At 44.5% G+C, this 26,931-nt stretch carries 23 protein-coding genes and 1 riboswitch; of the genes, 7 read left to right on the forward strand and 16 right to left on the reverse strand.

Annotation, left to right across the window (positions count from 1 at the left end; genetic code table 11):
• Positions 1 to 47: 47 nt before the first annotated feature.
• A riboswitch (yybP-ykoY riboswitch) is annotated at positions 48 to 190 on the reverse strand.
• Between the two features lie 86 nt (positions 191 to 276).
• The 3 genes from BS636_RS04620 to BS636_RS04630 form a co-directional block, all read right to left on the reverse strand.
• Positions 277 to 2,307: a 2-oxo acid dehydrogenase subunit E2 gene (locus BS636_RS04620; protein ID WP_099337722.1), complete on the reverse strand. Its 2,031-nt coding sequence runs from the start codon at positions 2,305 to 2,307 to the stop codon at positions 277 to 279.
• Positions 2,308 to 2,309: 2 nt separating this feature from the next.
• Positions 2,310 to 5,012, reverse strand: a complete 2,703-nt coding sequence (aceE, locus tag BS636_RS04625; protein ID WP_099337723.1) for a pyruvate dehydrogenase (acetyl-transferring), homodimeric type — start codon at positions 5,010 to 5,012, stop codon at positions 2,310 to 2,312.
• A gap of 330 nt (positions 5,013 to 5,342) precedes the next feature.
• On the reverse strand, positions 5,343 to 6,035 hold the full coding sequence (locus tag BS636_RS04630) for a M23 family metallopeptidase (protein ID WP_099337724.1): 693 nt from the start codon (positions 6,033 to 6,035) through the stop codon (positions 5,343 to 5,345).
• Between the two features lie 108 nt (positions 6,036 to 6,143).
• On the opposite strand from BS636_RS04630, the gene BS636_RS04635 reads away from it, so the two are divergent.
• Complete coding sequence (locus tag BS636_RS04635; protein ID WP_099337725.1) at positions 6,144 to 6,584, forward strand: DciA family protein; 441 nt, start codon at positions 6,144 to 6,146, stop codon at positions 6,582 to 6,584.
• 98 nt (positions 6,585 to 6,682) lie between these two features.
• Here the strand turns inward: BS636_RS04635 and lpxC are convergent, their stop codons facing one another.
• From lpxC to murG, 7 genes are all read right to left on the reverse strand, one after another.
• A complete protein-coding gene (gene lpxC / locus BS636_RS04640; RefSeq protein WP_099337726.1) occupies positions 6,683 to 7,585 on the reverse strand; it encodes a UDP-3-O-acyl-N-acetylglucosamine deacetylase in 903 nt (300 codons plus the stop codon).
• Positions 7,586 to 7,711: 126 nt separating this feature from the next.
• Positions 7,712 to 8,899, reverse strand: a complete 1,188-nt coding sequence (gene ftsZ, locus BS636_RS04645; RefSeq protein ID WP_099337727.1) for a cell division protein FtsZ — start codon at positions 8,897 to 8,899, stop codon at positions 7,712 to 7,714.
• A 160-nt stretch (positions 8,900 to 9,059) separates the two neighbouring features.
• A complete protein-coding gene (gene ftsA / locus BS636_RS04650; RefSeq protein ID WP_099337728.1) occupies positions 9,060 to 10,322 on the reverse strand; it encodes a cell division protein FtsA in 1,263 nt (420 codons plus the stop codon).
• A 66-nt stretch (positions 10,323 to 10,388) separates the two neighbouring features.
• Positions 10,389 to 11,243, reverse strand: a complete 855-nt coding sequence (locus BS636_RS04655; RefSeq protein WP_099337729.1) for a cell division protein FtsQ/DivIB — start codon at positions 11,241 to 11,243, stop codon at positions 10,389 to 10,391.
• A 3-nt stretch (positions 11,244 to 11,246) separates the two neighbouring features.
• On the reverse strand, positions 11,247 to 12,176 hold the full coding sequence (locus tag BS636_RS04660; RefSeq protein ID WP_099337730.1) for a D-alanine--D-alanine ligase: 930 nt from the start codon (positions 12,174 to 12,176) through the stop codon (positions 11,247 to 11,249).
• Between the two features lie 57 nt (positions 12,177 to 12,233).
• Positions 12,234 to 13,682, reverse strand: coding sequence for a UDP-N-acetylmuramate--L-alanine ligase (gene murC / locus BS636_RS04665; RefSeq protein WP_099337731.1), 1,449 nt, complete (start codon positions 13,680 to 13,682; stop codon positions 12,234 to 12,236).
• A 12-nt stretch (positions 13,683 to 13,694) separates the two neighbouring features.
• Positions 13,695 to 14,792 carry an undecaprenyldiphospho-muramoylpentapeptide beta-N-acetylglucosaminyltransferase gene (gene murG, locus BS636_RS04670; protein WP_099337732.1) on the reverse strand — a complete coding sequence of 366 codons (1,098 nt, stop codon included), beginning with the start codon at positions 14,790 to 14,792 and terminating at the stop codon, positions 13,695 to 13,697.
• A gap of 413 nt (positions 14,793 to 15,205) precedes the next feature.
• On the opposite strand from murG, the gene BS636_RS04675 reads away from it, so the two are divergent.
• A complete protein-coding gene (locus tag BS636_RS04675) occupies positions 15,206 to 16,405 on the forward strand; it encodes a CynX/NimT family MFS transporter (protein WP_099337733.1) in 1,200 nt (399 codons plus the stop codon).
• Positions 16,406 to 16,457: 52 nt separating this feature from the next.
• On the opposite strand, the gene BS636_RS04680 is transcribed toward BS636_RS04675, so the two are convergent.
• Together BS636_RS04680 and gshB are read right to left on the reverse strand one after the other, a co-directional pair.
• Positions 16,458 to 17,570, reverse strand: a complete 1,113-nt coding sequence (locus BS636_RS04680) for a phytanoyl-CoA dioxygenase family protein (RefSeq protein WP_171265986.1) — start codon at positions 17,568 to 17,570, stop codon at positions 16,458 to 16,460.
• A 21-nt stretch (positions 17,571 to 17,591) separates the two neighbouring features.
• Entirely contained in the window at positions 17,592 to 18,536 is a 945-nt protein-coding gene (gshB, locus tag BS636_RS04685) for a glutathione synthase (RefSeq protein ID WP_099337735.1), read from the reverse strand.
• Positions 18,537 to 18,652: 116 nt separating this feature from the next.
• On the opposite strand from gshB, the gene BS636_RS04690 reads away from it, so the two are divergent.
• On the forward strand, positions 18,653 to 18,847 hold the full coding sequence (locus BS636_RS04690; protein WP_099339599.1) for a DUF3565 domain-containing protein: 195 nt from the start codon (positions 18,653 to 18,655) through the stop codon (positions 18,845 to 18,847).
• Positions 18,848 to 18,981: 134 nt separating this feature from the next.
• On the opposite strand, the gene BS636_RS04695 is transcribed toward BS636_RS04690, so the two are convergent.
• Together BS636_RS04695 and pyrE are read right to left on the reverse strand one after the other, a co-directional pair.
• Entirely contained in the window at positions 18,982 to 19,293 is a 312-nt protein-coding gene (locus BS636_RS04695; protein WP_099337736.1) for a hypothetical protein, read from the reverse strand.
• Between the two features lie 331 nt (positions 19,294 to 19,624).
• On the reverse strand, positions 19,625 to 20,275 hold the full coding sequence (gene pyrE, locus BS636_RS04700) for an orotate phosphoribosyltransferase (protein ID WP_099337737.1): 651 nt from the start codon (positions 20,273 to 20,275) through the stop codon (positions 19,625 to 19,627).
• 40 nt (positions 20,276 to 20,315) lie between these two features.
• Here pyrE and BS636_RS04705 point away from each other — a divergent pair, with 40 nt between their 5' ends.
• Both BS636_RS04705 and BS636_RS04710 read left to right on the forward strand, forming a co-directional pair.
• Complete coding sequence (locus BS636_RS04705) at positions 20,316 to 21,134, forward strand: exodeoxyribonuclease III (protein WP_099337738.1); 819 nt, start codon at positions 20,316 to 20,318, stop codon at positions 21,132 to 21,134.
• A 477-nt stretch (positions 21,135 to 21,611) separates the two neighbouring features.
• Positions 21,612 to 21,962, forward strand: a complete 351-nt coding sequence (locus BS636_RS04710; protein WP_099337739.1) for a Spx/MgsR family RNA polymerase-binding regulatory protein — start codon at positions 21,612 to 21,614, stop codon at positions 21,960 to 21,962.
• A 90-nt stretch (positions 21,963 to 22,052) separates the two neighbouring features.
• Here the strand turns inward: BS636_RS04710 and BS636_RS04715 are convergent, their stop codons facing one another.
• On the reverse strand, positions 22,053 to 22,490 hold the full coding sequence (locus BS636_RS04715; RefSeq protein WP_099337740.1) for a DUF2147 domain-containing protein: 438 nt from the start codon (positions 22,488 to 22,490) through the stop codon (positions 22,053 to 22,055).
• 157 nt (positions 22,491 to 22,647) lie between these two features.
• Between BS636_RS04715 and BS636_RS04720 the strand changes: the two genes are divergently transcribed.
• Together BS636_RS04720 and BS636_RS04725 are read left to right on the forward strand one after the other, a co-directional pair.
• Entirely contained in the window at positions 22,648 to 23,559 is a 912-nt protein-coding gene (locus BS636_RS04720) for an alpha/beta hydrolase (protein WP_099337741.1), read from the forward strand.
• A 288-nt stretch (positions 23,560 to 23,847) separates the two neighbouring features.
• Positions 23,848 to 25,050 (forward strand): GGDEF domain-containing protein, encoded by a 1,203-nt coding sequence (locus tag BS636_RS04725; RefSeq protein WP_099337742.1) that lies wholly within the window; start codon positions 23,848 to 23,850, stop codon positions 25,048 to 25,050.
• Positions 25,051 to 25,091: 41 nt separating this feature from the next.
• Here BS636_RS04725 and dsbD read toward each other — a convergent pair whose 3' ends face one another.
• Complete coding sequence (gene dsbD, locus BS636_RS04730; RefSeq protein WP_099337743.1) at positions 25,092 to 26,918, reverse strand: protein-disulfide reductase DsbD; 1,827 nt, start codon at positions 26,916 to 26,918, stop codon at positions 25,092 to 25,094.
• Positions 26,919 to 26,931: the final 13 nt, after the last annotated feature.

Raw genomic sequence — 26,931 nt, forward strand, 5'->3', positions numbered from 1 at the left:
TACCGATGACTTACCCTTCCCGCCAGCCAAAATCTGCAGAATGGTAAATCAAAGGTCTTGCCAACAAAAGAAAGCTTCGAGAAGCTCATTTGGTTCTTTGCTATGATGACCATGTCCGGTTTAGGACAATTATGTTGACCATCACCCTTTCGCTTTGCGCAAAAGGCGGCTACTCCCCAATGAAGTGCGGTCATTATAATCAATGGCATTCATATTTACAAATTGTAATAAAAAAACCCTGCCGAAGCAGGGTCTTTATTTTCATACTTTAATGAATTAGATCAAGAGCGTACGAATATCTCTTAACAGTTTGGTCAGCTTATTGGTAAAGCGTGCTGCATCTGCACCGTTAATCACGCGGTGGTCATAAGACAATGACAATGGCAGCATTAGGCGTGGATCGAAGCTTTCACCATTCCATACCGGTTGCATGGTCGCTGGAGAAATACCGAGGATCGCTACTTGTGGCCAGTTCACCAATGGCGTAAATGCTGTACCACCAATTGAGCCTAAGCTGGTGATGGTGAAGTTCGCACCTTGCAGATCTTTCGGTGACAGCTTCTTGTCACGTGCTTTCTGACCTAACACGCCCAGTTCAACTGCGATCTGTTTAATCGATTTCTGATCCGGGTTACGAAGTACAGGAACTGTCAGACCATCTGGAGTCGCTACGGCGATGCCCATATGGATTTCATTACGTAGCAACACTGATTTTCCATCATCAGACAGGTGACCCGCAAACTCACGCTCTTCTTTGAGTAGATACGCCACAGCTTTGATGATGAAGGCCATGATAGTCAGGCTGATGCCTTCTTTCTTGAAGTTGCCTTTCAGCTCATTACGCCATGCTTCCAGTTCAGTGATGTCTGCTGCATCAAACTGGGTCACTTGCGGAATGTAATTATTTAAAGACAACTGCGGAATCGACACTTGCTGCAGACGTGTTAGCGCTTTTTCTTCTACACCACCGAAGGCAGTGAAGTCAGGTAATTTCGGTAAACCTGCAGGTGCTACAGCTGCCGCTGGCGCAGGTGCTGCTTGCGGTGCAGTCAGACGATCTTTTACATAAGCAAACAGATCTTCTTTCATTAAACGCGCATGTGGACCAGAAGCTTTCACTTCTGCCAATACCACACCGAGTTCACGTGCCAGCTTACGTACCGCAGGGCCAGCATAGACTTTGGCATTGGCAGCATTCTGCTCTTTGGTGAGCTTATCTGCACTATGTGTAGCAGGTGCAGTAGCAGTTTCTGCTTTTGGTGCCGCCGTGGGTGCAGGTGCTGCTTTGGCTGCAGGCGCTTCTGCTTTAGCTGCTGGAGCCGCAGCGGGTGCTGCCTGACCTTCCACCTCAATGGTAAGTAATGCCACGCCTTCGGAAACATTCTGACCCAGTTCAACATGAATCGCCTTGATGGTACCTGCAGTGGTGCTTGGCACTTCCACAGTTGCCTTATCCGATTCCACCACGATGATGCTTTGGTCTTTCTCGACCTTATCACCGACTTGAACCAGAATTTCAGCAACTGCAGCCTTATCGACACCCAAGTCTGGTACTTTCACTTCCACATCACCAGCAGGCGCTGCAGGAGCTTGTGCTGCTGTTTCAGCTTTGGCTTCAAGTGCGGCTTGTTCAGGTGCTTTTTCAGCTTGAGGAGCTGCTTGCTGAGTAGCCGGTGCTGAACCTGTAGTTTTCACCGTCAGGATAACTACACCTTCTTTAACCGTATCGCCTTCCTTGATTGAAATGGCTTCTACAATACCATCCACCGTACTTGGCACTTCGACGGTCGCTTTATCAGATTCAACCACTACGATACTTTGATCAACCGTGATTTCATCACCGACCTGCACCAGAATTTCACCGACGAGCGCTTTTTCTACTCCGATGTCTGGTACTTGCACTTCAACTGTCGCAGATGCACCACTGTTAGTCGCAGGCGCTGAATTTTGTGAACTAGCAGCGCCTGGCTGATGTGAAGCCACTTCCTGCAAGATTTCATCATCAGATAATGAGGTTGGGGTATTTTCTGAAGTTTTGTCTGAAGCATCAGCTTGCTGGGTTTCTACAGCATTAGCATCATCTTCAGCCTGCAGCTCAATCAATACTGCACCTTCAGAAACTTCATCACCCTGATTGACCAGAATACTTTTCACCACGCCTGCTGAAGTGCTAGGCACTTCAACAGAGGCTTTGTCCGATTCCAGCAGCACAATACTTTCATCGATGGCAATGGTGTCACCCACTTTCACCAGAATTTCAGCAACGGTTGCCTTATCTACACCAATATCAGGAGTCGTAATTTGCATGATTAGTTCTCCTCTTTGTAGTCAGCAACAGCATGTAGCTCAGGTGTTGCTTGTGGCGCCCATGCCACCGGACGATCAGTATCCAGCTCGAAGCTAGAAATTGCATCTTTTACTAGACGTGGATCAACTTCACCTTCATCTGCCAGCTTTTTCAGAGTTGCAACTACGATGTGAGCCGCATCGACACCGAAGTAGCTACGTAGGTTGCCACGTGTATCCGAACGTCCATAACCATCAGTACCTAAAGCAACGAATGGGCGGTTATCTGGCAGGTAAGCACGGATCTGTTCGCTGTATGCGCGCATGTGGTCGGTCGCTGATACCACGATACCGTCTTTGCCACGCAGCTGCTGAGATACCCAAGCTTCTTTCGCTTCTTCAGCCAGCGGATGCAAACGGTTGTATTCTTCACATGCCATACCATCACGTGCCAGTTCGTTAAAGCTGGTCACACTGAAGACATTTGAATGAATTTGATATTCTTCACGCAAAATCTTCGCTGCTTTAATCACTTCGCGCAGGATCACACCTGAACCCAGTAATTGAACAGTGGCTTTTTCATCTTCTTCAAGCAGGTACATACCACGCTTGATGCCTTCTTCAACGCCTTGCGGCATTTCTGGATGCGCGTAGTTCTCGTTCATCACAGTCAGGTAATAGAACACACGCTCTTGGTTCACATACATACGTTGCAGACCATCATGCACGATCACTGCAAGCTCATAACCAAAGCATGGGTCATAAGACACACAGTTCGGAATAGTATTGGCCAGAATATGTGAGTGACCATCCTGATGTTGTAAGCCTTCACCATTCAATGTGGTACGACCAGCTGTTGCACCTAACAGAAAGCCCTGCGCCTGCGCATCACCCGCAGCCCAAGCAATATCACCAATACGCTGGAAGCCGAACATCGAGTAGTACATGTACATCGGGATCATTGGCAGATTATTGGTTGAATAACTGGTTGCCAACGCTGCCCAGGCACTCATCGCACCAGCTTCGTTAATCCCTTCCTGTAGCATGTGACCATCTTTGGCTTCACGGTAATGCATCAGCTGTTCTTGGTCTTCAGGGGTATATTTTTGACCGTGCGCGGCATAAATACCGAGCTGACGGAACATTCCTTCCAGACCGAAAGTACGCGCTTCATCTGGTACGATTGGTACGACACGGTCTTTAATCGCTTTTTCTTTCAGAAGAGATGAAATCAGACGCACCATCACCATGGTGGTTGACTGTTCTTTACCGTTTGAACCTTTCAGTACACTGTCAAATACAGAAAGCTCAGGAATCGGTAAAGACTCACTCTCTTTACGACGTGCTGGCAGATAACCACCGAGTGCCTCACGACGTGCCTTCATATATTTAATTTCAGGCGAGTTTTCACTTGGACGATAGAATGGAATTTCTTCCAATTGCTCATCAGTAAATGGCAGGTTGAAACGGTTACGTACGTATTTTAATGATTCCAGCTGCATTTTCTTGATTTGATGCGTTTTATTCACCGCTTCAATTTCGTCAGACAGACCATAACCTTTTACAGTTTTCGCCAGAATAACTGTTGGCTGACCTTTGGCCTTAGTCGCTTCTGCATAAGCCGCGAATACCTTGTACGGGTCGTGGCCACCACGATTCAGATTATCAATATCTTCATCGCTTAAGTCTTTGACCAACGCTTCTGCTTCAGGATATTTACCAAAGAAGTGTGCACGCGCATACGCACCACCCTTCACTTGATAACGCTGGAAGTCACCATCCACGGCTTCTTCCATAATCGCTTTTAATGCACCAGTTTCGTCTTTGTCCAGTAGCGGATCCCAATGACGACCCCAAACGACTTTAATCACGCGCCAACCTGCACCACGGAACAATGATTCAAGTTCCTGAATGATCTTGCCATTACCACGTACCGGACCATCCAGACGCTGCAAGTTACAGTTCACCACCCAGATCAGGTTGTCCAGTTTTTCACGACCAGCTAATGAGATCGCACCCAAGCTTTCTGGCTCGTCCATCTCGCCATCACCCAGGTAAGCCCAGACCTTACGATCTTCTTCTTTGATCAGGCCACGGTTCATCAGGTATTTCTGAATATGCGCCTGATAGATTGACATGATTGGGCCTAAACCCATGGATACAGTTGGGAACTGCCAGTAATCCGGCATTAAGTACGGGTGTGGATATGAAGGCAGACCTTTACCGCCCACTTCACGACGGAAATTATTTAAATGGTCTTCGGTCAAACGACCTTCAAGGAAAGAACGGGCATAGATGCCTGGCGCACAGTGACCTTGATAGTAGATCATGTCGCCGCCGAAGCTGTCGTTATTGGCACGGAAGAAATGGTTAAAGCCAACATCGTATAAGGTTGCTGATGACGCGAAGCTGGCCAGGTGGCCGCCCAGATCATCGCCAGTTTTGTTTGCTCGAAGTACCATCGCCAGTGCATTCCAGCGGATTAGCGCACGAATACGGCGCTCCATGTCCTGGTCACCTGGCATAGGTGGTTGTTCTTCAACAGAAATCGTATTTAAGTAAGGAGTATTTAAACGCTGAATGGGAACATGCTTAGCAATCGCGCGCTGATAAAGTTTTTCCAATAAAAAAGCCGCACGCTCAGTGCCCATGTGTTGCAAAACAGAGTCAAAAGCGTCCTGCCATTCCTGAGTTTCTTGCGCGTCTGTATCGCCATAAAACGCCATAATCCACTATTCCTAAAGATCTACACTAATCGTTTATATGTATCACATTTGGGATAGCGACAGGTATCGCCCACGCTGAATGCGCGAATGGCATGGTATTTAGCAGCTAAATACCTGTTGATTATTTATTACACAAAGCTACAAATCTGAGCCAATAAAGTATAAAAATTATACATTGCTCATAGTTTTTGATGATAATTTAAGGCTTAAAAGCAATAAATCTCCAGTTTCTCTCATTTTAGAAAGAGACCAGAGACATATTACTTCTAAATATAGATGTGTTTTTCTGTAGGTGTTATGTACAGCTTAGCTTAAACGACCTGACAGCCCTTATGGCAGCATGGCAAGATAAGTTGAAGGATTCTTACGCTGACCGTCTTTTACTACTTCATAGTGTAAATGCGGACCGGTACAACGACCTGTACAGCCTACATTGGCAATATGCTCACCCGCTTGCACCTGATCACCTACGCGTGCGATTAAACGCGAAGCGTGAGCATAGCGAGTCAGGTAACCATTACCGTGATTAATTTCTACGTATTGGCCATAACCTGTACCCCAGCCAGATTTGGTCACAATACCAGGACCAGTTGCATAGATTGGTGTACCGCTTGGGGCAGACATATCTAGACCAGAATGGTTTTCAGCACGGCCATTCATGGTACGACCACCAAAGTCAGAGCTTACACGTTTCAGGTTTGGCAAAGGATGTGCAACTAACCAAGAATATGGAGAAGATGAAAAACTTGTAGAAGATTTAGATTTAGAAGCGCCGTATTTTTTCTCAATCGTTGCATTGTTGAGCTCAACTGGCTTCTCACGGAGCTGAACGTTTAATTTAGTTTCAGCAGGGATATAAACATCTTCTGATTGTGTATAAGCGCCCTGTGCCAAAGTCCGTGTAAGCTGCTCAAGACGATCGACGGAACCACTTTCCTGATTTAGATCCACTAAATCTGCGAATGCTACTGAAGCAGCTGAAGTCGCTAGGGAAAATGCCAACAAAATACGTCGCAAATGCATAAAAAACCTCTCTAAAACTGTTTTAATCGAGTTCCTTGGGTGATCTCTTCCTTGATATCTACCGAAAAGAGCGCATAAGATTAAGGCATAATCATGTAGGAATGATGTATGTCTGAACCTGTCAACGTTTTTCAACAAACAAGAAAACACATAAAAACAGGAAACTTCTCGTTTCTCTCGTCACAAGTTGCTGCATGGCAGAAACTTACAAAACTCATTCAACCTTTACTACCCCAACCGGAACAGTGGCAGGTTGTCTGCTATCAAAATGGTGTGTTGACGATTACTGGTGAAAACCAGGCTATGATTTCTCAGTTGGCCTATTTACAGAAGCAATACGTTTCACAACTCTCTCAAATTAGCGAATTAAAGGACTTAACCAAACTGCAAGTGTGTTTACGAAATCCATCCAAAACACCTTTGCTTACAGAAAAATCCGAAAGAGCCTTAAGTCCAGAAACACAGGATATACTCCGTAGTGCTGCTGACTTTATAACCGACCCTAAGCTTAGCCAAGCTTTACTACGTTTGGCAAGCAATAAAAAATAACATACAAATCAAATAATGTTGATTTACAATGTAAATTATGAGAACCAGTTCTCATTCTACATTGTTATAACATAACATAGGCACTAAAAGACAATGACTTATGTCACATTCACATAAGGAATTGGACAAGTTTCAATGTCATCAAATGTTACAATTTGATAACTGTCTGGATCGCTGCTGACATTACGCAAAAGCTGGTTATTTAAGGCATGTCCAGATTTGTAACCGTCAAACTTAGCAATAATCTGGTGTCCCATCAGATACAAATCGCCCACAGCATCTAAAATCTTATGGCGAACGAATTCATCTGAAAAACGTAGTCCTTCTTCGTTTACTACTCCAGTTTCATCCACACCAATGGCATTTTCCAGACTTGCACCAAGCGCCAAATTATTGGCTTTCAGATAGTCCAGATCCTTCATAAAACCAAAAGTACGTGCTTCACTAACCTCATATACGAAGGTTTCAGTCGAGAAATCGATAGTGGCAGACTGGTATTCTTTCTTAAAAGCAGGATGATCAAAATCGATGGTGAAATTCAACTGGAAGCCTTCATGCGGACTGAAAGCTGCACGCTTATCATCAATGAGTGCTTCTACAGGCTTAATAATCTTAATAAATTTCTTCGGTGCATCCAGTTCCTGAAGTCCGCCTTGCATCAGCAGGTAGATAAATGGACCCGCACTGCCGTCCATGATCGGCACTTCAGAAGCAGAAACTTCAATAATCAGGTTGTCGATCCCTAAACCGGCAATGGCACTCATCACGTGCTCAATAGTCCCCACCTTGGCATTTTCCTGAACCAGATTTGAGCACATGAAGGCTTCCTGGATCAGCATGGCATTAGCTGGAATGTCAACCGGTGGATTCAGATCGATGCGTCGAAACACAATTCCCCCATCGGCATGGTGTGGCACGAAGTTAATCATGACTTTCTGCCCACTATGAAGACCGATCCCGCTCGCTTTCACGACACGTTTCAGGGTACGCTGTTTCAACATGCTTTTATCATCTGTTCATCAACAAAACCGCTATACGTTAGCATATTTAGCCATTGATAAAAAACAAAAAGGTAGCCCTAGAGCCACCTTTTGTGTTGAATCATCGTAAACACATATTGTTACATATTATTTACGTTGTTGATTTTTAAGATAATCTTGGATACTCATTGGTGTCGGACGCGGGCTTGAAACAGAGGCTGCCGGAGTCGCTGCCGCACCTGCGCCAGTTTGCTGACGTTGAATTGCTGGCACATCATCTTCATCCACTGCAGCTTGTGCTGTGGCAGGACGTGACGGCTGTACATTGGTACGTTTCGCAGGTTCTGCGGCATCTGCTGAATTACGAGTCAAGCCAGTCGCAATCACAGTGACACTGATTTCGTCACGTGCATCCGGATCAAATACAGTACCGTAGAATACCTGACCTTCGTCCAGATCTACGATCTGGTTCACAACATCAGTAATCTCTTCGATTTCACCGAAGGTTACGTCATCGCCACCAGTCACGTTAATCAGGATGCCTTTAGCATTCATAATGGTTACGTTATCCAGTAACGGACTGCGAATTGCCTGTTCAGCGGCTTGACGTGCACGGTTTTCACCACGGCCTAAGCCTACACCCATCATCGCATAACCGCGTGTACTCATCGCTGTTTTCAAATCGGCGAAGTCAAGGTTGATATGACCTGGGCGTACCACAAGATCAAAGATACTGCGTACAGCGTTTAACAGCACGTCATCCGCTTTCTTGTAAGCATCTTTCATCGAGATGTCACGGAACACTTTCAGCAGACGCTGGTTTGGAATGATGATCAGTGAGTCTACGTGCTGTTCTAGAGCCTGAATACCTTTCTCAGCAGACTGCAGACGGCGCTTACCTTCAAAGTTGAATGGCGTAGTCACCACACCCACGGTCAGGATGCCCATCTCTTTGGCAATTTCTGCAACCACGGGTGCTGCACCGGTACCTGTACCACCGCCCATACCTGCAGTCACGAACACCATATCGGTGCCTTCAAGATGCTGGCGAATCAGTTCACGGCTTTCTTCTGCTGCCGCTTGACCGACTTGTGGGTTTGCACCTGCACCCAGACCACGGGTACTTTGTTCGCCTAGCTGAATTTTAAATTCAGCTTCCATGCGATCCAGTGCCTGTTTGTCAGTATTTGCACAGACAAATTTCACACCCTGGATGTCTGATTGCAGCATATGCTGAACCGCATTACCACCTGCACCCCCTACACCAAATACAGTGAAACGGGCTTGACCAATGCTATCGTCTTGATCGTCTTCAAAAAATTCAAATGAGGCCATGACCTATAAAATTCCTAATTTAGTACTGGCAGTCACTAAGCCCGTATACTGCCTTGATCTTAATAAAAAATTGTTTTTAAGAATGCTGCTCCACAACTCAGTTGTCAAGTGCAAGCATTTTTTACTACAACTTCTCAACAATATTCACTATAAATGTCGACTAAAAAATTGACTTTAATGTTTCATTAAAGCCCGACCAGGCACGTTTCACGCGCTGAGTCACCGACAGTCTTTCATTTTCTTCCGATTCTACGATGGTTTCCTGAGCATCACTCTGGCTAAACATCAACAGACCAGCCGCAGTTGCATACTGCGAACGACGTAGCGCTGCCTGATGTGCTTCATCTGCATGTACCGATGCTGGCGGATTACCCAAGTGCGCCGAAATGCCCAAAGTACGGCGGACATAGCTGACCATACCTTCAATATGGCTGGCATCACCCGTCAATACTACACCATGATACAGACCCTGCATTGCACCACTATTTTCCAGTTCATCACGCACTAGACCCAGAATTTCACTATAACGCGCAATAATGATTTCAGTCAGTTCAATCCGGCTAATCGTTTGCGGCCCATCAATGCCCTGGAACTGGATCATGTGATCCGGTTTCACTACTTTTAAATCGACACAACCGTACAGCAACTTGATACGTTCTGCTTCTTCAGTTGTGGTCTGTAACACGGCTGCGATATCACGTGTTACATGTTCACCGCCACGCTGAATGGTATGCGTTAATGCCAGACGACCATCCAGATAAACTGCTAAATTTGTTGTACCGGCACCGATGTCAACCAGACATACGCCATATTCTTTTTCATCTTTCAGCAAGCTGGCTTCAGCGGTTGCCAGACAAGATACCACCATGCGCTCCACACCAATATTGGCACCTTTTAAGGCACGGTCAATATTCTGCATGGTACTGATAGGTAACATCATTAAATGATAATGCCCGGTCATGCTGTGTGCAGACATACGGATAGGGTTCAGCACCCATTCCGGTGCATCATCCAGCTCAAAGCCCAGTGGAACGGCGCTGACCAGGTAATGATCAGAGGTCTGATGACTGGCTTTAGCCAGTTCAAGCGCACGAACCACCTCACTGGTGGTAATTGTATGTTCTGCATTTTCAATTGAAGTCCGGCCTGAAGCATAAAAGCTTTTCAGCTCCGCACTTGGAATTGAAATCCAGGCTGAGTGTACACGGCATTCCGCCATGTCTTCCGCTTCTTGAACGGCATTTTTTATTGCGGTAATGACTTTATCGAGACTTACAATTTTCCCTTTATTCATGCCTCGGTTACGAGCAGTCGCCATCCCAATGACCTGGATATTGTCTGGCGCATGTACCTTACCAATCAAAACTGAAACTTTGTGCGTCCCAATGTCAATCGCAACAACTGAGGGAACAGCTTCATTCATTATTCGTTACTACCATTACCTGTGTTTAATTTATGGCACTAAGCCTCTATTTTTTAAAGCCGAACATTATGGCTTCACTGTAACGCCGTTCTCAACGCCGGTGTCATTATTCGTTACAATAAAATGGCCATTTTGTATCTTGGGTGGAACAGCATTCTTCCACTGAATCGCCAGCCCGTTTCTATAGCGCAGATCGATCGAAGAAATTCTAGACCAAACCGGCTTCAAATCGCTATAGGAAAGATGACTCAAACGTTGCAGCTTGCTCATGGTTTGATCCTGATCCACAATCACGCGCAAGCCTGAATCAAACTGCATGAACCAGGTCATGCGTTCTGTCAGATATAACTCTTTTAAACGAATGCCATGCGGTGCGAACAACTGATTAATTTCATTATAGCGACGCATCATGGTTCTAGCCTGACTGGCAGGACCATGCAGCAACGGCAATTCAGGATAGCTCTGCGGCGTCACTTCCGTGAAAATTTCCCCACTATCACTGAGCAGACGTCCCGTTCCCCAGCGCGCAATTGCATGGTGCGGCATCACTCGTACCCGAATCGCATTCGGCCAGGCACGAGATACCACCACACGATCCACCCAAGACAATTCTAAGGTCTTGTCACGAACCGATCTTAAATCCGAAGTGAAATAATTTTCGGTAATGATCGGCGATACGTGTTGCAGGATCTGACGCTCTTCTGCAGCCGAACGTGAACCAATGACTTCCAGCTCTGCCAGTTCAGCATCGGTCATGACGCGATAGAAGCCTAATATTCCTGCAGCCAGCACCACAAAAGCCACACACAGCAGTAGCCAACCACCGAAATTGGCCATCTTTTCCTTTCGTGTTGGCGGCTTGTCGTGAATTGAGGTAATCGCAGCACGTTTACGGCGCATAGATGCAGGAAGTTGAGCCATATCTTAGTGAGCCACACCGTTCAGGGTTTGTTCCAGAATTGCCACACACAACTCGTCAAAGCTATAACCCACTGCTGCTGCCGCTTTTGGCACCAAAGAATGACTAGTCATACCCGGCACAGTATTCACTTCAAGCAACCAGAACGTGCCATCCTGATCTTGCATGGCATCAATACGACCCCAACCACTGGCACCTACGGCCTGGAAAGCACGTAAAGCCAAGGCCTGCAGTTCTTTTTCTTCAGTTTCACTCAAACCGCATGGAATGCCATACTGCACGTCGTTACGGTTATATTTTGCTTCGTAATCGTAAAAGGCAACATCTTCTGGCGGTTGCAGACGAATCACAGGAAGTGCCTGACCATTCAATAACACGATGGTAAATTCACGACCGGTGATCCATTTTTCTGCCATCACAATCGCATCATGTTCAGTCGCTTTCGCAATAGCAGTCGCAAAGTCTTCGATTTTTTCGACTTTACTCATACCAATACTTGAGCCTTCATGTACCGGCTTGATGATCAGCGGCAAACCCAGCGCTGCAACAATGTCTTCAGCATTCGAATCTTTGGTCACAATACGATATGGAGCAGTTGGCAGTTCTGAACCTTGCCAAACCTGTTTGGTTTTGACCTTGTCCATACCAATTGCTGACCCCTGTACACCTGTACCAGTATAAGGAATATTCAACCATTCAAGCGCACCTTGAATCTGGCCATCTTCACCGCCACGACCATGCAAGACAATGAAAGCGCGGTCATAATCTGTCAGTTCAGTAATGCTACGTTCCTGAGGATCGAAGCCTTCGGCATTCACTCCAGAACGCACCAATGCCTCAAGCACTGCCGTACCACTGTCTAGCGAAACCTCACGCTCTGCAGATTTACCACCAAGCAATACGGCAACTTTTCCGAATTTTGAAGCATTTGACACGTTTATATCCTTAAACTTTTTAAATCTGGTCAATTCTATCTGAGCCACACGCAGTGACTATTTTGCATACAGATGATTCTGAGCAAGTTCAATTGAAATTGCACCTACATTTCCTGCACCTTGAGTCAGTAACAGGTCATTTGCTTGTAGCACATTTTTCATGACATTGCTGAGGTTTCCTTCAACAGGATCAATCAGAATCGGCTCTACCTCACCACGTAGACGAATACTACGCGCTAAAGCACGGCTATCCGCACCGACGATTGGCTTCTCCCCTGCTGGATAAACTTCCAGTAATAACAGCTGATCTACCGTAGATAATACGTCAACAAAGTCTTCAAAGCAGTCACGGGTACGGCTAAAACGGTGCGGCTGGAACATCATTACCAAACGGCGGTCTGGATGGCTGGCACGTGCTGCCTTGATGGTTGCTTCCACTTCTTTCGGATGGTGACCATAGTCATCCACCAGCTTCACATCACCGTCGCCAAGCTCAAACTGACCTTGAACCTGGAAGCGACGACCCACACCGCTAAAGCTTTCTAAAGCGCGGCAAATCGCAGCATCAGACACACCTTCATCAGTCGCGATGCCAATGGCTGCCAATGAATTTAGAATATTGTGCGCACCCGGCATGTTGATAGTGACACGGAGTGGCTCACGATCTTTACGCAGCACGGTAAAGTGCGACTGCATACCATCTTGTTCAACATCAACGGCACGGATGTCGTTGTCTTCATTGAAGCCATAGGTAATCACTGGACGACCGATACGCGGCATGATTTCGCGAATATTGGCATCATCACCACAGACTACAGCCAGGCCATAGAATGGAAGTTTTTGCAGGAACTGTACGAAAGTATCTTTCAGTACATCGAAGCTGCCGCCATAGGTATCCATATGATCGGCATCGATGTTAGTGACAATCGTTGCCATTGGCTGCAAGTGCAGGAAAGACGCATCAGATTCGTCTGCTTCCGCCACGATATAACGACTCGCACCCAGCGCGGCATTCACACCAGTACGATTCAGCAAGCCACCAATGACATAAGTTGGATCGAGATTTTCTTCTGCCAACATACAAGTCACCAGACTCGTTGTTGTAGTCTTACCGTGAGTACCAGCAACTGCGATCCCGTGACGGTAACGCATTAATTCACCGAGCATTTCAGCACGGCGAACTACCGGAATACGCTTTTCAATCGCGGTTTTAATTTCCGGATTTTCAGGATCAATCGCAGTTGAAACCACAATTACATTGGCACCCTGAATATTTTCAGCAGCATGACCGATGTAAACCTTGATTCCATTTTCTTCGAGCTGAGCCGTGGTCTTAGACGCTTTGATATCTGAACCAGAGACTTTGTAGCCCTGGTTTTGCAATACTTCAGCAATACCACACATACCAGCACCGCCGATCCCCACAAAATGAATGTGTTTGATACGGCGCATTTCTGGCACTTTAATTAACTTTTTCGCTTGGTCAGCTGGCGTTGATGGAGACATAATTTACTCGGTTTACAATTCTTGAATTAAACGAACCACGTGTTGGGTTGCATCGGGTTGAGCCTGCTGGCGTGCTTTTACAGCCATTTCCATAAGAAGCTGGCGATTCAGCATCGGTTCCAGCAGCGCTTTTAAACTGTCTGGGGTCATCGTAGCTTGCGGGCAGATTTTCGCTGCACCGAGATTCGCCAGGAATCCGGCATTGGCGGTCTGGTGATCATCCACCGCACTTGGTAATGGCACAAAAATCGCGGCTACACCTGCTGTGGCAATTTCAGTTACAGTCAGCGCACCGGCACGGCAGATAATGAGATCGGCATCGCTATAAGCCTGTGCCATATCTTCAATAAACGGCTGTACTTCCACATTTAAAGTTGCCGGTTTATCTGCATAACGTGTGCGGGTTGCATCCGCATGGTTTTGACCACACTGATGATAAACATTCAACGGAACATTCAGCTGTTTTAGCGCTTCAGGCACACGTTCATTTAGTGCCTGCGCACCCAGTGAACCACCAACAATTAAAATACGTAGTGGTTGACCAGCTTTTTCCCGTTCCTGATAACGCCAGGATGGATTGAGAATTCCAGTAATTTCTTTACGTACCGGATTACCAGTCGTAATAATTTTATCTTGGGCAGGAAAAGTATTCGGAAATGCCTGACAGACTTTTTTAGCAATACGCGACAGCTGGGTATTGGTAAAACCAGCGACCGCATTTTGCTCATGAATAATCACAGGAATGCCCAACATACGTGCTGCCAGACCGCCTGGTCCTGCAACATAACCACCAAAACCGGCAACAGCATCCACTTTCAGCTGCTTCATATATTTCATGGCACTGAGTGTGGCTTTTAGAATTTTAAATGGTGCAGCCAGTTTGCGTACCACGCCATTGCCGCGCACGCCTTGGATATCAATCTGATAAATTGGAATATTATGGTTTTTTAAGAGTCGGTTTTCCATGCCTGCTGGAGTTGCCAGCCAAGACACTTCGATGCCCTGTTGTTGTAAGTCTTTTGCAACGGCTAACGCTGGAAATACATGTCCACCGGTACCTGCGGCCATCATCATGACATGTTTAGGCTGTTTTTGCTGAGCGTCGGTCACGGTCTAATTCTTCAATTCTAAAATATAAACAGGAAGTGTGATTTAAGTGGTCAATTGTAATCACAATCGACTAGCCATGAAAGTTTATTTACTTTATTTCAACGAGCGTTTCATTGTTTTTTTTCACACGATTTTAAAGTTTAAACTGTATTTATAATCAGATGTGCATTTTTATTCAATTTTCAGGAAAAAACCGGTTTCTACCACTGCATTCTACCGATTCGTTTTCTATGAATATAAAAAGAATTTTATACCCAGATTAAACAAGGATATTACATCACTTATCATTCATTTTAATACCTAAACTTAGGTCTAAACAGAATGAAGTTTATTCTATTTCTATGTTATTTATACGCTGTAAAAAATCCCATAAATTCTTTAATGAATTGATTGAATAGATAAAGTGATTACAGATGTCAAAAATTTCAGTGCATGACAGCTGGGTGATTCTGGCAGGTTATCTGGCTGCAATCCATGTCGGCAAACTCTCTGCCGTGATTCCAATTCTGCAACAGGACTTAGGACTCAGCTTTACCCAGGCTGGTTTTTCTCTGTCTCTGGTTCAGGGCGCAGGTATGCTGTTTGCTCTGAGTATTGGTGCATTCGCTGAAAAATTTGGACTGAAACGTTGTTTGATTCTGGCACTTACAATTCTGGGCATCAGCAGTATTGCCGGACTCTGGATTCAGCATGTCGCTGCATTATATTTTTTCCGTTTTACCGAAGGCATCGGTTTTCTCACTATTTCCCTGTGTGCACCAGCCATCCTGAAACGGATCAGCCGACCAGAACACCTGAATTTCAAGATGGGCTTATGGAGCTCCTATATGGGCGTCGGAGTCAGTCTAGTAGTACTGTGTATTCCGGTACTATTAGAATGGCTACACTGGCAGACCATCTGGGCTTTACTCGGTGGACTGTGCCTACTGATTGCCTTGATGGTGCAGCGCTATCTACAGCTTGAGCCACAAGCGGCTACCTCTCAAACAATTGCAACACCGACTACATCAACTTCTTTCTGGGAAATTGTTCGGGTCACAATTACCCATCCACCCATTTTGTGTCTAGCAGTGATTTTTGCCTGTTATACCAGTCAATGGCTGACCGTGATCGGCTTTTTACCCAGTATGTATGTTGCAAATCAAATCGATTTAAAAATTGCCGGCATGTTGGCCTCATTGGTCGTGGTGGCTAATCTCGGCGGTACCTTTGGTGCCGGGATATTGTTGCAACGCGGCTGGCAGCCTAAAACCTTATTTCGGATCGGCTTTATTACGATGATGTTGACCAGCTTTTTAGCCTTTGCTGCTCGTTCCTGGTTAATGCTGGAATTACAGGTATTGAGTGCGGTGTTATTTTCGCTGGTCGGCGGGATTATTCCGACGACTGTTTTTGCAATTACCCTGAAATATGCACCACGTGCCAATGCCGCAGCAGCCAGTGTCGGTCTGGTTTTACAGGTTTCAGCATGTGCACAATTTTTTGTGCCACCCCTCAGTGCATCACTGGTTTCTGCCACCGGAGAATGGGCCAATATTGCGGCGGTTACTGCCTGCCTTTCAATTTTAGGCTTAGTGATGAGCAGCTATCTGTTTCGACGCCATGCCGCATAAAAAGAGCCTCAATTGAGGCTCTTTTATTTTCGCTTTTAATGGATAAAAAAACTTATTTGGTTTTTACCACAGCTTCATCGGTTGCTAGCAGCTTACCGACTTTACGCCATGGGTTTTTACGCTGGTATTTCTGTTCCAAATAATCCAAACCTTTCCAATACCAAGGAATCAGATGATCTTTAATGACTGGCATAGCCAGCAGATGCAAACCAACCCAAGGTAAAAATGGACTACGTCGTCCATAAGCCCAAAGCTCTATACGTATCGATCGTCGTACACTTGGTCCACGTGCGTGAAAACCATAAGTATCCGCAATGACTAAAGTATTTTTTTTCACGGCAAAAGCTTGAGGCTGACCATAGCCTAGTTCGGCTAATTCATTTGGCTGAATACGCAAGGAGCCCCGTCGACTCATAGCATCAGTCTTTGAATTAATGCTTATTGAGCGTTGATATTCCCATTCCAGCCGCTTTTCATTCAGGATATGTGAACCCGGCACATAGACAAATGGGCCTTCATCTTCGGCCACATCGGTCAGAAATAACCAGGCCTTCATATTTGAATGAAAGGTATCGCTGTGCAGATTGGTTTGAGGATCAGGACGGGCTTTGCGCACATGCGAAATAATCACTTGCACATAGTACATCGGCTGTACTTTGGAACTATTCACATAATTTAAAAGTGCACGCCAATGCTTACTCTCAAGTAAACGCTTGGTATGAGGCAATTGCTTGAGTACCTGTCCATCCAATGCCATACGGCGCGTTACTGTATCGCCCTGCAAGGTTTCACGAGTATCTAAAGCCGTTTCTAACAACTCTTTGGATAAGGCTTTAAACCCATCTTCTGGCAAAAAGTTCTCTTTTAAAATAAACCCATTTTGCTGAAAGAACTCAACTTCATCAGCACTCAGGTATTTCGCCAGCTTTTCCCTACGGGATTCAGCTAGCTTTGCCGCCTGCTCCACCCGGAACCGGTGCAACCCCAAGGTGTTTAGCGTTTTATTGCCAATAATTGAATGAGATTCAAAACTCTTGGCTGTACCGAAAAGTGTTACAGCGTCTGCTGCAAACTTTTTCGGACTGGCTTGAGCATTTTTTTTCAATTCCTGCACTGCTGTTTGAAACTTTTCATTTGCCCAGAGGCGTTGAATAGATGGAAACACAATACACTCTCAGTTTAATTATTATTTTTTAAGACCCGCTTCCAGCACATCAAACAGGTCATCCGCAATTGAAGTACCAAACTGGGTATCAATTTCACGAATACAGGTTGGACTGGTCACGTTAATCTCAGTCACATAGTTACCAATTACATCCAGGCCCACGAAAACCAGACCTTTTTCTCGTAGGAATGGACCGACTTTTGCGGCAATGGCTTTATCATTTTCAGTTAAAGGACGCGCTTCACCTAGACCACCTGCAGCCAAATTGCCACGTACTTCACCATTTTGCGGAATACGTGCCAGGCAGTAAGGAATTGGTTCACCATTCACCATGAGGATACGTTTATCCCCTTCCACAATTTCAGGAATATAACGTTGCGCCATAATTGGCTGAGTCCCGTTATTGGTCAGGATTTCAATCGTTGAACCGATATTCACTCCATCCTGATACAGACGGAAAATGCCCATCCCGCCCATCCCATCCAGCGGTTTAACAATCACATCACCATGTTCTTTAATAAACTCACGGATCAGACCTTGTTGTGAAGTCACGAGCGTTGGTACTTGTAGTTCCGGGAACTGGGTGGCAAACAGTTTTTCATTACAGTCACGCAGGCTTTGCGGCTTGTTAATAATCCATGCACCTTCACGTTCTGCCTGTTCCAGAATATAAGTCGCGTAGACAAAATTCATATCGAAAGGTGGATCTTTACGCATCAACACCACGTCATAAGCTGCGATAGATTCTTTACGCTTTTCACCTAATTCATAGTAGTGATTGTAATCTTCAAACACCTGTAGTGGTGAGATCAAACCAAATGCTTTGCCCTGATCAATATACAAATCTTGCTGTAATGCATAACCCAGTTCATGACCACGACGTGCAGCTGCCCACAGCATTGCCATAGTTGAATCTTTTTTCAGGTTTACATTTTCGATGGGATCCATCACAACAAGTACGCGCATATCTTTGGCTCTTTTCTAAAATGAATTTGGCAATGAGTATAGCCGAGATTATTCTTTTATTTATTCAGATTTTGCATGAGTATGTATGCATTCTTGTGTTAAGGGAGAAGCGAAAGATGTTGCAAGCTATCATTGGTTTTCATTTAGATGAGGAAAATCATTGGGTCGCAGAGCTTGCCTGTGGGCATGGGCAACATGTACGGCATGATCCACCCTGGCAAAACCGACCTTGGGTGATAACTGAAGCAGGCCGTAAGGAAAAATTAGGGGTAAAATTGGACTGTAAAAAATGTGATACACAAGAGGATTAATACCCTCTAAAGAAATTTAATAAATATATTTATTTCAGTATCTTATTTTGCTTCCTAAACTGATTAAAAACTAAATAAAAATATATCTTTTATAATTACATTTATTTCTGGTTAATTTTATCTAATTTTATGATTTATCGATTATTTTTCGAAATCATGGTACCCAACATAATTATAAAGGTACTTACCCCGCCAATGAGTACACTCATTAGCCCAATTTCCAAAGTAATTCTATGATGCCAGCGTTGATCTGGAATCCAAGGCAAATTCAGATGATCCCCAAAAATAAAATTGATGGTGCATACTATAAGAAAGCTAATCATTGTGGATATCAGCAAGGTCACCACCAGATTCTTCCACATCTTGCGCCCCACCAGCATGACAATACTGGCTAAACTTACCACCGTTATAATCGATACAAATAAAACACCGTTCCAGTAATCCATTCCTAGTACTCTTATTTTACGTCAATTAAAATTATGAAATTCTTATAATTAATTACTTAATATGTATTTTAATATAGGTAGATTAATATGTATAAACAATGACCAGAACTATCTTATTTATTTTATTTGTAAAAGGTTTTAAATACTTTCTAATTAAAGCTTTATTTAATCTTTTATAAAAAAATGATTATTTTCAGATAAATATATTTCATGAGATTCATTTATTTATTTTTAGAATACATTCATCCAAACAAATCCTTCTTATTCAAATAAAAAAAATAAAGCCCTAAATGATTAGGGCTTTACTCATCTTTATCTGAAGAATCAGATTTTAGATCCCGTATTTCACACGGTACGCTTCCATTTTTGCCAGCGCGTCTTGATCCCCTTTAGCATCCAGGTAATCCATCAAATCTTTCATGGTAATCAAGGCATGTACTGGAATTTCCAGTTCTTTTTGTACTTCTTGAATCGCAGACAATTCGCCCTGACCTTTTTCCTGGCGATCCAGTGCAACTAATACACCCGCAATTTGTGCACCCGCATTTTTAAGGATGGTTACGACTTCACGAATCGCAGTACCTGCTGTGATCACATCATCAATGATCCAGACTTTTTTACCTTCGACTGAAGCACCCACTAACACACCACCTTCGCCGTGATCTTTAGCTTCCTTACGGTTAAAGCCCCATGGCACACTCACACCATGATTTTGAGACAAGGCTACAGCAGTTGCCGCGACGAATGGAATGCCTTTATAGGCAGGGCCAAAAACCACTTCGACATTGTTACATTCAACTAATTTTGCTGCATAGCCAGAAGCTAGAAGAGACAAGGCTTCACCATCATTGAGCAAGCCAGCGTTGAAAAAATAAGGACTCACACGACCCGATTTTAAAGTAAACTCACCAAATTTAAGCACACCGCGTGATAATGCGAGTTCGATAAAAGCTTGTGGGTTAAACTGAGCTTGCGTTGACATGAGGTGCTCCTAAATCCATTAATTAAGGTAAGACTTGCGCATGATACCAAAGAGTAGCTATCCAGGTGATCAAAAAATTCTTCGTGTCGTTTCAATTAATGTCAACGGCTTACGTTCATCCGTGACCAAGGGTCTGTTGGAATGGATGGAAAAATCTGACGCTGATGTCATTTGTATGCAGGAAAGCCGGATTACTCATGCGCAGTGGACCGATAAATTTAAGCCTGAAGGCTGGTATGCACACCTGTTCCCGGCTGAACGTCCAGGCTATGCCGGTACTGCCATTTATAGCCGCCTGCCTTTTGTTTCCCTGACCGATGGGCTGGGCTTTGAATTGGCGGATTCACAAGGTCGTTTTATTGCTGCCGAGTTTGATTTGGGTTTAGATAAAACTGCACATATTTGCTCGCTGTATCTACCATCTGGTTCATCGGGTGATGAAGCACAGGCGCGTAAAGATCACTTCCTCGATGAATATGAAAAGATCCTAAAACAATGGCGTGATGAAGACAAATCCATCATTGTGTGTGGTGACTATAATATCGTGCATAAACGCATCGACATTAAAAACTGGTCAGGCAACCAGAAGGCCTCAGGTTGTTTGCCACATGAACGTGCATGGCTGGATCATATCTATGATGAACTAGGCTATGTCGATACTTTCCGTGAAGTGCGCAAAGAAGCTGAGCTATATTCTTGGTGGTCGAATCGCGGTCAAGCCCGTGCCAAGAACGTCGGCTGGCGGATTGATTACCAAGCCTGCTCACCAGACTGGAAAGAACGTACCGTAAATGCCTGGGTGTATAAAGATGAATGGTTTAGCGACCATGCCCCAGTCATTATTGACTATAAACTTTAACTAAACAGACAAACTTAGTGAACAATTGTTCACTAAGTTAGTAGTAATCACTTACAGGACAAGACGTATTAACAGCTATTATTAAGCTCAAATACATAGCATTATACTTTCACGGCACAAGGACATGTCAGGATGACAGCAAAAGGACAGGAAGCCGTAGGAAGAAATAAAACAAACTATAAGATTTAGCTTGTTTTGCATGGATGTGACATCGGACGTTGAGATGAGACCCGCATAATCAGGATGATTGAATGCGGGTTTTCTCATTTTAGAGCCTCTATCAGCATCTTATTTCTTATAATTTCATGTCTTTATCTTCATCACTATTTTGCACAATTCAAATGTCAGTTTTATGACATTCCTGTATCTACTATGTATCTATTTTTATCTCATTTTTTTCAGGTAGTCTCTTCGGCATTATGGCTGTAGTCATCAAATTTCGCTAAGCTACTTGTAGAATTTATATGGGTAATAATTATGTTGAAGATATACGGAATCAAAAACTGCAATTCCATGAAGAAAGCCTTTGATCTGCTGACTGAGCTGGGTTTGAGCTATGAGTTTCATGATTATAAAAAGCAGGGAATTGATGTTGAAACCGTAAAAACCTGGCTGGATGCTTTGGGTCAGGATGTCGTCCTCAATAAAAAAGGCACCACCTGGCGCAAGCTCAGTGAAGAAGAACAGCAAACTGCCTTAGCCAGTGAAGAAAATCTACTTACTGTTTTAACCACACACACCAGCCTGATTAAACGCCCTGTTCTGGAAACTAGTTCAGGTTTTATTGCCGGCTTTGATGAAGTGGCATATCGATCGCTGAACAAGTAAAGCAGCTGAAAATAAGTTCAATACAGAAACCAATCTATAGTGACAAAAAAGCCTGACAATCGTCAGGCTTTAACAGTCTCAGACTCAGGATTAGTTCGCACGAATCCAAGTTTGATTGCGACCTAGGGCTGCTACACCAATGAAGCCACGTAACTCCAGCTTCTTGCCACCATCAGCCAGGTTGCCTTTCAACTTATAGGTCTTGCCTGTTTTTGGATCTAGAATCGAACCACTTTCATAGCTGGTGCCACCAGCATTTTTTAGACCTTTAACAATCGTCAAACCTTTCAGAGATTTGTTGTGATATGGACCTTCACATTTCGTGCAGGCATTCTCTTCACCTTTGGTTAAAACTTTCTGAATGCTAGCACTTAAAGTCCCATTGCTTTGTTCAGTAAATTTTACAATTGCCTTTGGCTGTTTCGTTTCGTCGTCAATCGTTTTCCAAAGCGTTCCATTTAAAGGATCTGCAGCATTCGCCAATGCACTTAAACCCAGTAGTCCTAACACAAGCGCCATTCTTTTCATTTTTGTTTCTTTCCCTAGTCTGTGAGTAGACCGTTGTAGTATTAATTAAGTCACAACAATTTTTCAATTTCTGGATGTGACTATCTAGTGTAACCTTGTAAATATTGTTGGTAAATAACACACCAGACCAATGAAAACATAAAAAGATGGAAGGAAAATGAAGATTAGCCCCCTTACGAAACAGTTAATTACAGAAACGATTTTAAAAACTTCCATCCGCAAGCCAAGCCAGTTTAATCTCCCGCCTGCTGCGCTGAGAAAAGCCCTCGAGCAGTTCTGCAAACTATTTCCTCTAGACAAAAATGTCGAAGTACGATCCTTAAAACTGGCAGGTCTGGATGCTGAGGAAATCAAGCCACAGCAAGAAGCTACCCAGCTGATTTTCCATATCCATGGCGGTGCTTTTTATCTCGGCTCAATGAAGACGCATCGTGCTTTTATGACCCAGATTGCAGCTCGCACCCAGATGCAGGTGCTGCATGTAGATTATCCGCTAGCCCCTGAGGCCCCTTATCCTGCTGCACTCGATGCAGTCTTTGATATTTATATGCAGCTGTTAGATCAGGGTGTACAGGCCAAAGATATCATTCTGTCTGGAGATTCTTGCGGAGCAAATCTGGCGTTGTCTTTAGCCCTGAAAATTCAAAAACTGGAACTTCCACAACCGAGTGGTCTGATCCTGCTTTCTCCATTTGTAGACCTGACCCTGACCAGTGAGTCCTTGCGCTATAACCAGGCCCATGATGCTTTGTTATCAATTGAAACGCTGGAAAGCGGTATTCAATACTATGTACCTTCCTCATTCGACCCGAGCGATCCAGAAATCTCACCTTATTTTGCTGACTTAAGTGGTTTACCACCAATGCACATTCAGGTCGGTTCTAAGGAAATCTTGTTAGATGATGCACAGCGTCTACGTGATAAAGCTGAAGCTGCAGGTGTTGAGGTAGAGTTCAAGCTATATACCGGCATGTGGCACAATTTCCAGATGTTCAGTGCTTGGTTTGATGAAGCAAAACAATCCTTGGCTGACTTGGCTGACTTTGCGCATCGTCTAGATCGGGACTAAAACATTTTCTTTTAGATTTTTTATTTTTCAGGATGATGCCGGGAAATTTTCTATTTGGTAAATATCAATAAAAGCCAGATACATCACAGCTGCCCGCTCATCCTGTTATTTATTCCGCATCTCACATGCAACCCACATTTCAAACTTCGCTAAAATGACCCCTGTGTACAAAATATAGTCATTCTCTTGCCCAATACATCTATGCTATTCTAAGTCCAAGATATAAAAACATTTTATTCATTACGCTATTTATAAATTTAAAATGATCATCATGGGACGCAGCCTTGTATGAAGCATATTTCGCCTGCTCTGCAAGCTATTTTCAAGCATAAAATCACCAAGTATCTGGTCGAAGATGAAGTGGTGATGAATTGGGGGGTGCTCAAAAAATGTATCCTCATGCTTGCACTTGGCTGTGGTGTCCATCTGAGCTGGATGCTTTGGGATATCTTTGTTTTGTTCAGTCCTGAATATTGGCAACATGTTGATATACAAGTGGTCAAGATGCAGGTTATCGTCAATAGCCTGTTTTTGCTGATTCTGCTTGGTCTGATTTATCCCTGCTATAAATTTCGAAATAACACCCGCGTCGAGCGTTACCTGCCCTATCTTTCGGTGGGCATCTTTGTCGTTTCCCTCTGCCGTGATGCATATGTCGTTGGTGTAGTCAGCCCAGTCTCCATGATTTCCTATGTCAGTCTGATGACAGTAGGGCTGGTCCTGTTTTCTCGAACGCTGGTCTATAGCATGCTGATTCCAGCGTCAATTTTTCTCACCATTTGTGGTTATTTAAGTTATATCGGTCAGCTTCCTTACTCGCCACTCTTTACCATTCCGGGCAAACTGTTCTATAACGGTTTCTGGCTGGTATCCATGCTGTATTTCATTCTGCCTATTCTGGCCATCTGTATGGTGTTGTTTGAAATCCTGCTCAGTCAGTGGCGACATCGCGAAAAACTGATCCAGCATTTGAGCCAGATTGACCCGCTGACCAATCTGTTTAACCGACGCAGCATCAATCAATGTCTGGATAAACTGAATAGCGTGAAACCGGAAAGCTATGCGCTGGTTCTGCTGGATCTGGATCATTTTAAGAAAATTAATGACTACTATGGTCATCACAAAGGTGATGAAACCCTGATTCAGGTCAGCGAAGTGCTGACCCAGCTACTACGTGAAAGTGATGTGGTAGGCCGTTTTGGTGGTGAAGAATTTATTCTGGTTCTGAAAAACTCCAATCTGGAAAAGGCACGTCAGGTTGCAGAACGTTGCCGTGCTGCAATCCAGCAACTGGAAATCTACAGTGATGATGGGCAGCGTATCCATGTGACCGCAAGTTTTGGTATTGCACTGTCCAGCCCGGAGCTGCGTCCACAACAGTTATTGAGTCAGGCAGATAAAGCCCTGTATCAAGCCAAAGCAAGTGGCCGAAACCTGGTCAAAGCCTATAACGCTGCACTGGATGGTGGGATGCAACTCAATCATTCCTGATTCAGTGACCTTTCATGCGATATCAAAAGAATCAATTTGTTTTATTGAGCTTGGGCAAAACGTTGCAGCTGTGCCAGTAATTCATTTTCTGTAAAGGCACCCGTCAGGCGCAATCCACGAATTTCCTGCTGCTGATCATTTAAGAATAGATAAGTCGGCGGACCCAGAATTTCCCACTGATTTAACAGCGATTGATGGGTCGCATCATAATGACTAAGGTCCAACTTAATCAGGAAATACGGTGTCAATGCCTGCTGTACCTTCGCTGATTTTAGCACCCGATGTTCAATGGGCTGACAGGCCACACACCAATCGGCATAGACATCAACAATAACCTGTTGTCCTTTTGGCACTGTCGCCAGTAATTGCTCAAAATCAGCAGCGGTTTCTGCCACATGCCAGTTCGCTTGTTGCTGAACAGTTTCAATGAAAAAGCGCTGGCTGTGCTGATACTGACTATAAATAATATAGGGCATGGCAATTGCCAAACAGATGATATATAACCATCGAAGTCCAGTAGTTTTCCAGAATAACCGAGCCAAGATATAAGCCACAAAACTTAAACCCAGTCCAAGTGACAGCCACTGCAGTACTGCTTCTGAAAGCAATGGCCGTATAAAATATAACGCCAAAGCCAACATGATAAAAGCAAACAGTACCTTCACCTGATTCATCCAGTGTCCAGCTCTCGGCAATACCCGCGAACCAAGAACACTAGCAAGTAGCAAAGGTGTGCCCATCCCAAAGCCCAAAGTAAATAGCAGCAAAGCGCCTTGCCACTGACTTTGGGTTTGAGAAATAAAAAGTAATGCACCTGCCAACGGTGCGGTCATACAGGGACCTACCAACAGTGCGGACACCATGCCCATAATACTGGCACTGACCAGAGTCCCGCCCTGCTGCATCGCTTGCACCTGATCCAGTCGATGCACCAATCGCTGTGGCAACTTGATTTCAAACAGACCAAATAGATTCAGGGCAAAAGCCACAAATAATAAGCTAAAGGCAATTAGAGTGGCAGGCTGCTGTAACCAGCGCTGGAAATTCAATCCAGCCGAAGAGGCAATTAAACCGAGTACTGCATAGACCATGGCCATACTGGTCACGAAACTCAAAGCAATCATCCAGGCCTGTATCCCTCTGCGATCCCGCACAATCAGTGAGGTCAGAATAGGGAGCATAGGAAGTGAGCATGGGGTAAAAGCCAGCAACATACCCAAGCCGAAAAACAGCAACAGACCATAACCTAATGAACTTTCTGCCAACTTTTCAGACCATTTCTGGTCTTTAGCGGCGAAGCTGGAGTCTTTAGTATTATTTATTGTTGGCTCAGCCTCAGCAGGTTCAGAACTATTATCCAAAAGACTGTTTTGCTGAGCTGAAGAATTGCTTAAATCAAGCAGTCGTTTAGAACCCGTTCCTTCGGGTTGATATTGCACCAAACCTGATAGATCAGTTTTGAACTCAACACTTTGTGGTGGATAGCAGAGCCTGTCTTTGGCACAGCCCTGCCAGGTTACCTGATAGGTTTGCGAAGCTTGAGTCGGAATATGGAGTTGAAGTTGCTGATAATAAACCTGCGTCTGACCATAGTTATCATCATGCAAGTCTTCAGCCGGTGGCAAATCCAGTTGTAGTGTTCGACCACCCTGCTGGACTTCCACTTTATGCTGATAGATATAATAATTGTCTGGAATGTCCCAACTGAGTTCCGCCTGCTGTGAACTAGTAGAAATTACCGTAAATGGGAAAGCCTGTTCTGGCGGCAGTAAAGGCGCTTCCGCCTGTACAGTACAACTCAGCAGCAGGCTCCCAAATAGAATTCGAGAGCCAGATCTACTCCAGGCTTTCAGTTTTTCGGCATCCATGACGATTGATCAA

The sequence above is a fragment of the Acinetobacter sp. LoGeW2-3 genome (genome assembly GCF_002688565.1).
Taxonomy (GTDB): domain Bacteria; phylum Pseudomonadota; class Gammaproteobacteria; order Pseudomonadales; family Moraxellaceae; genus Acinetobacter.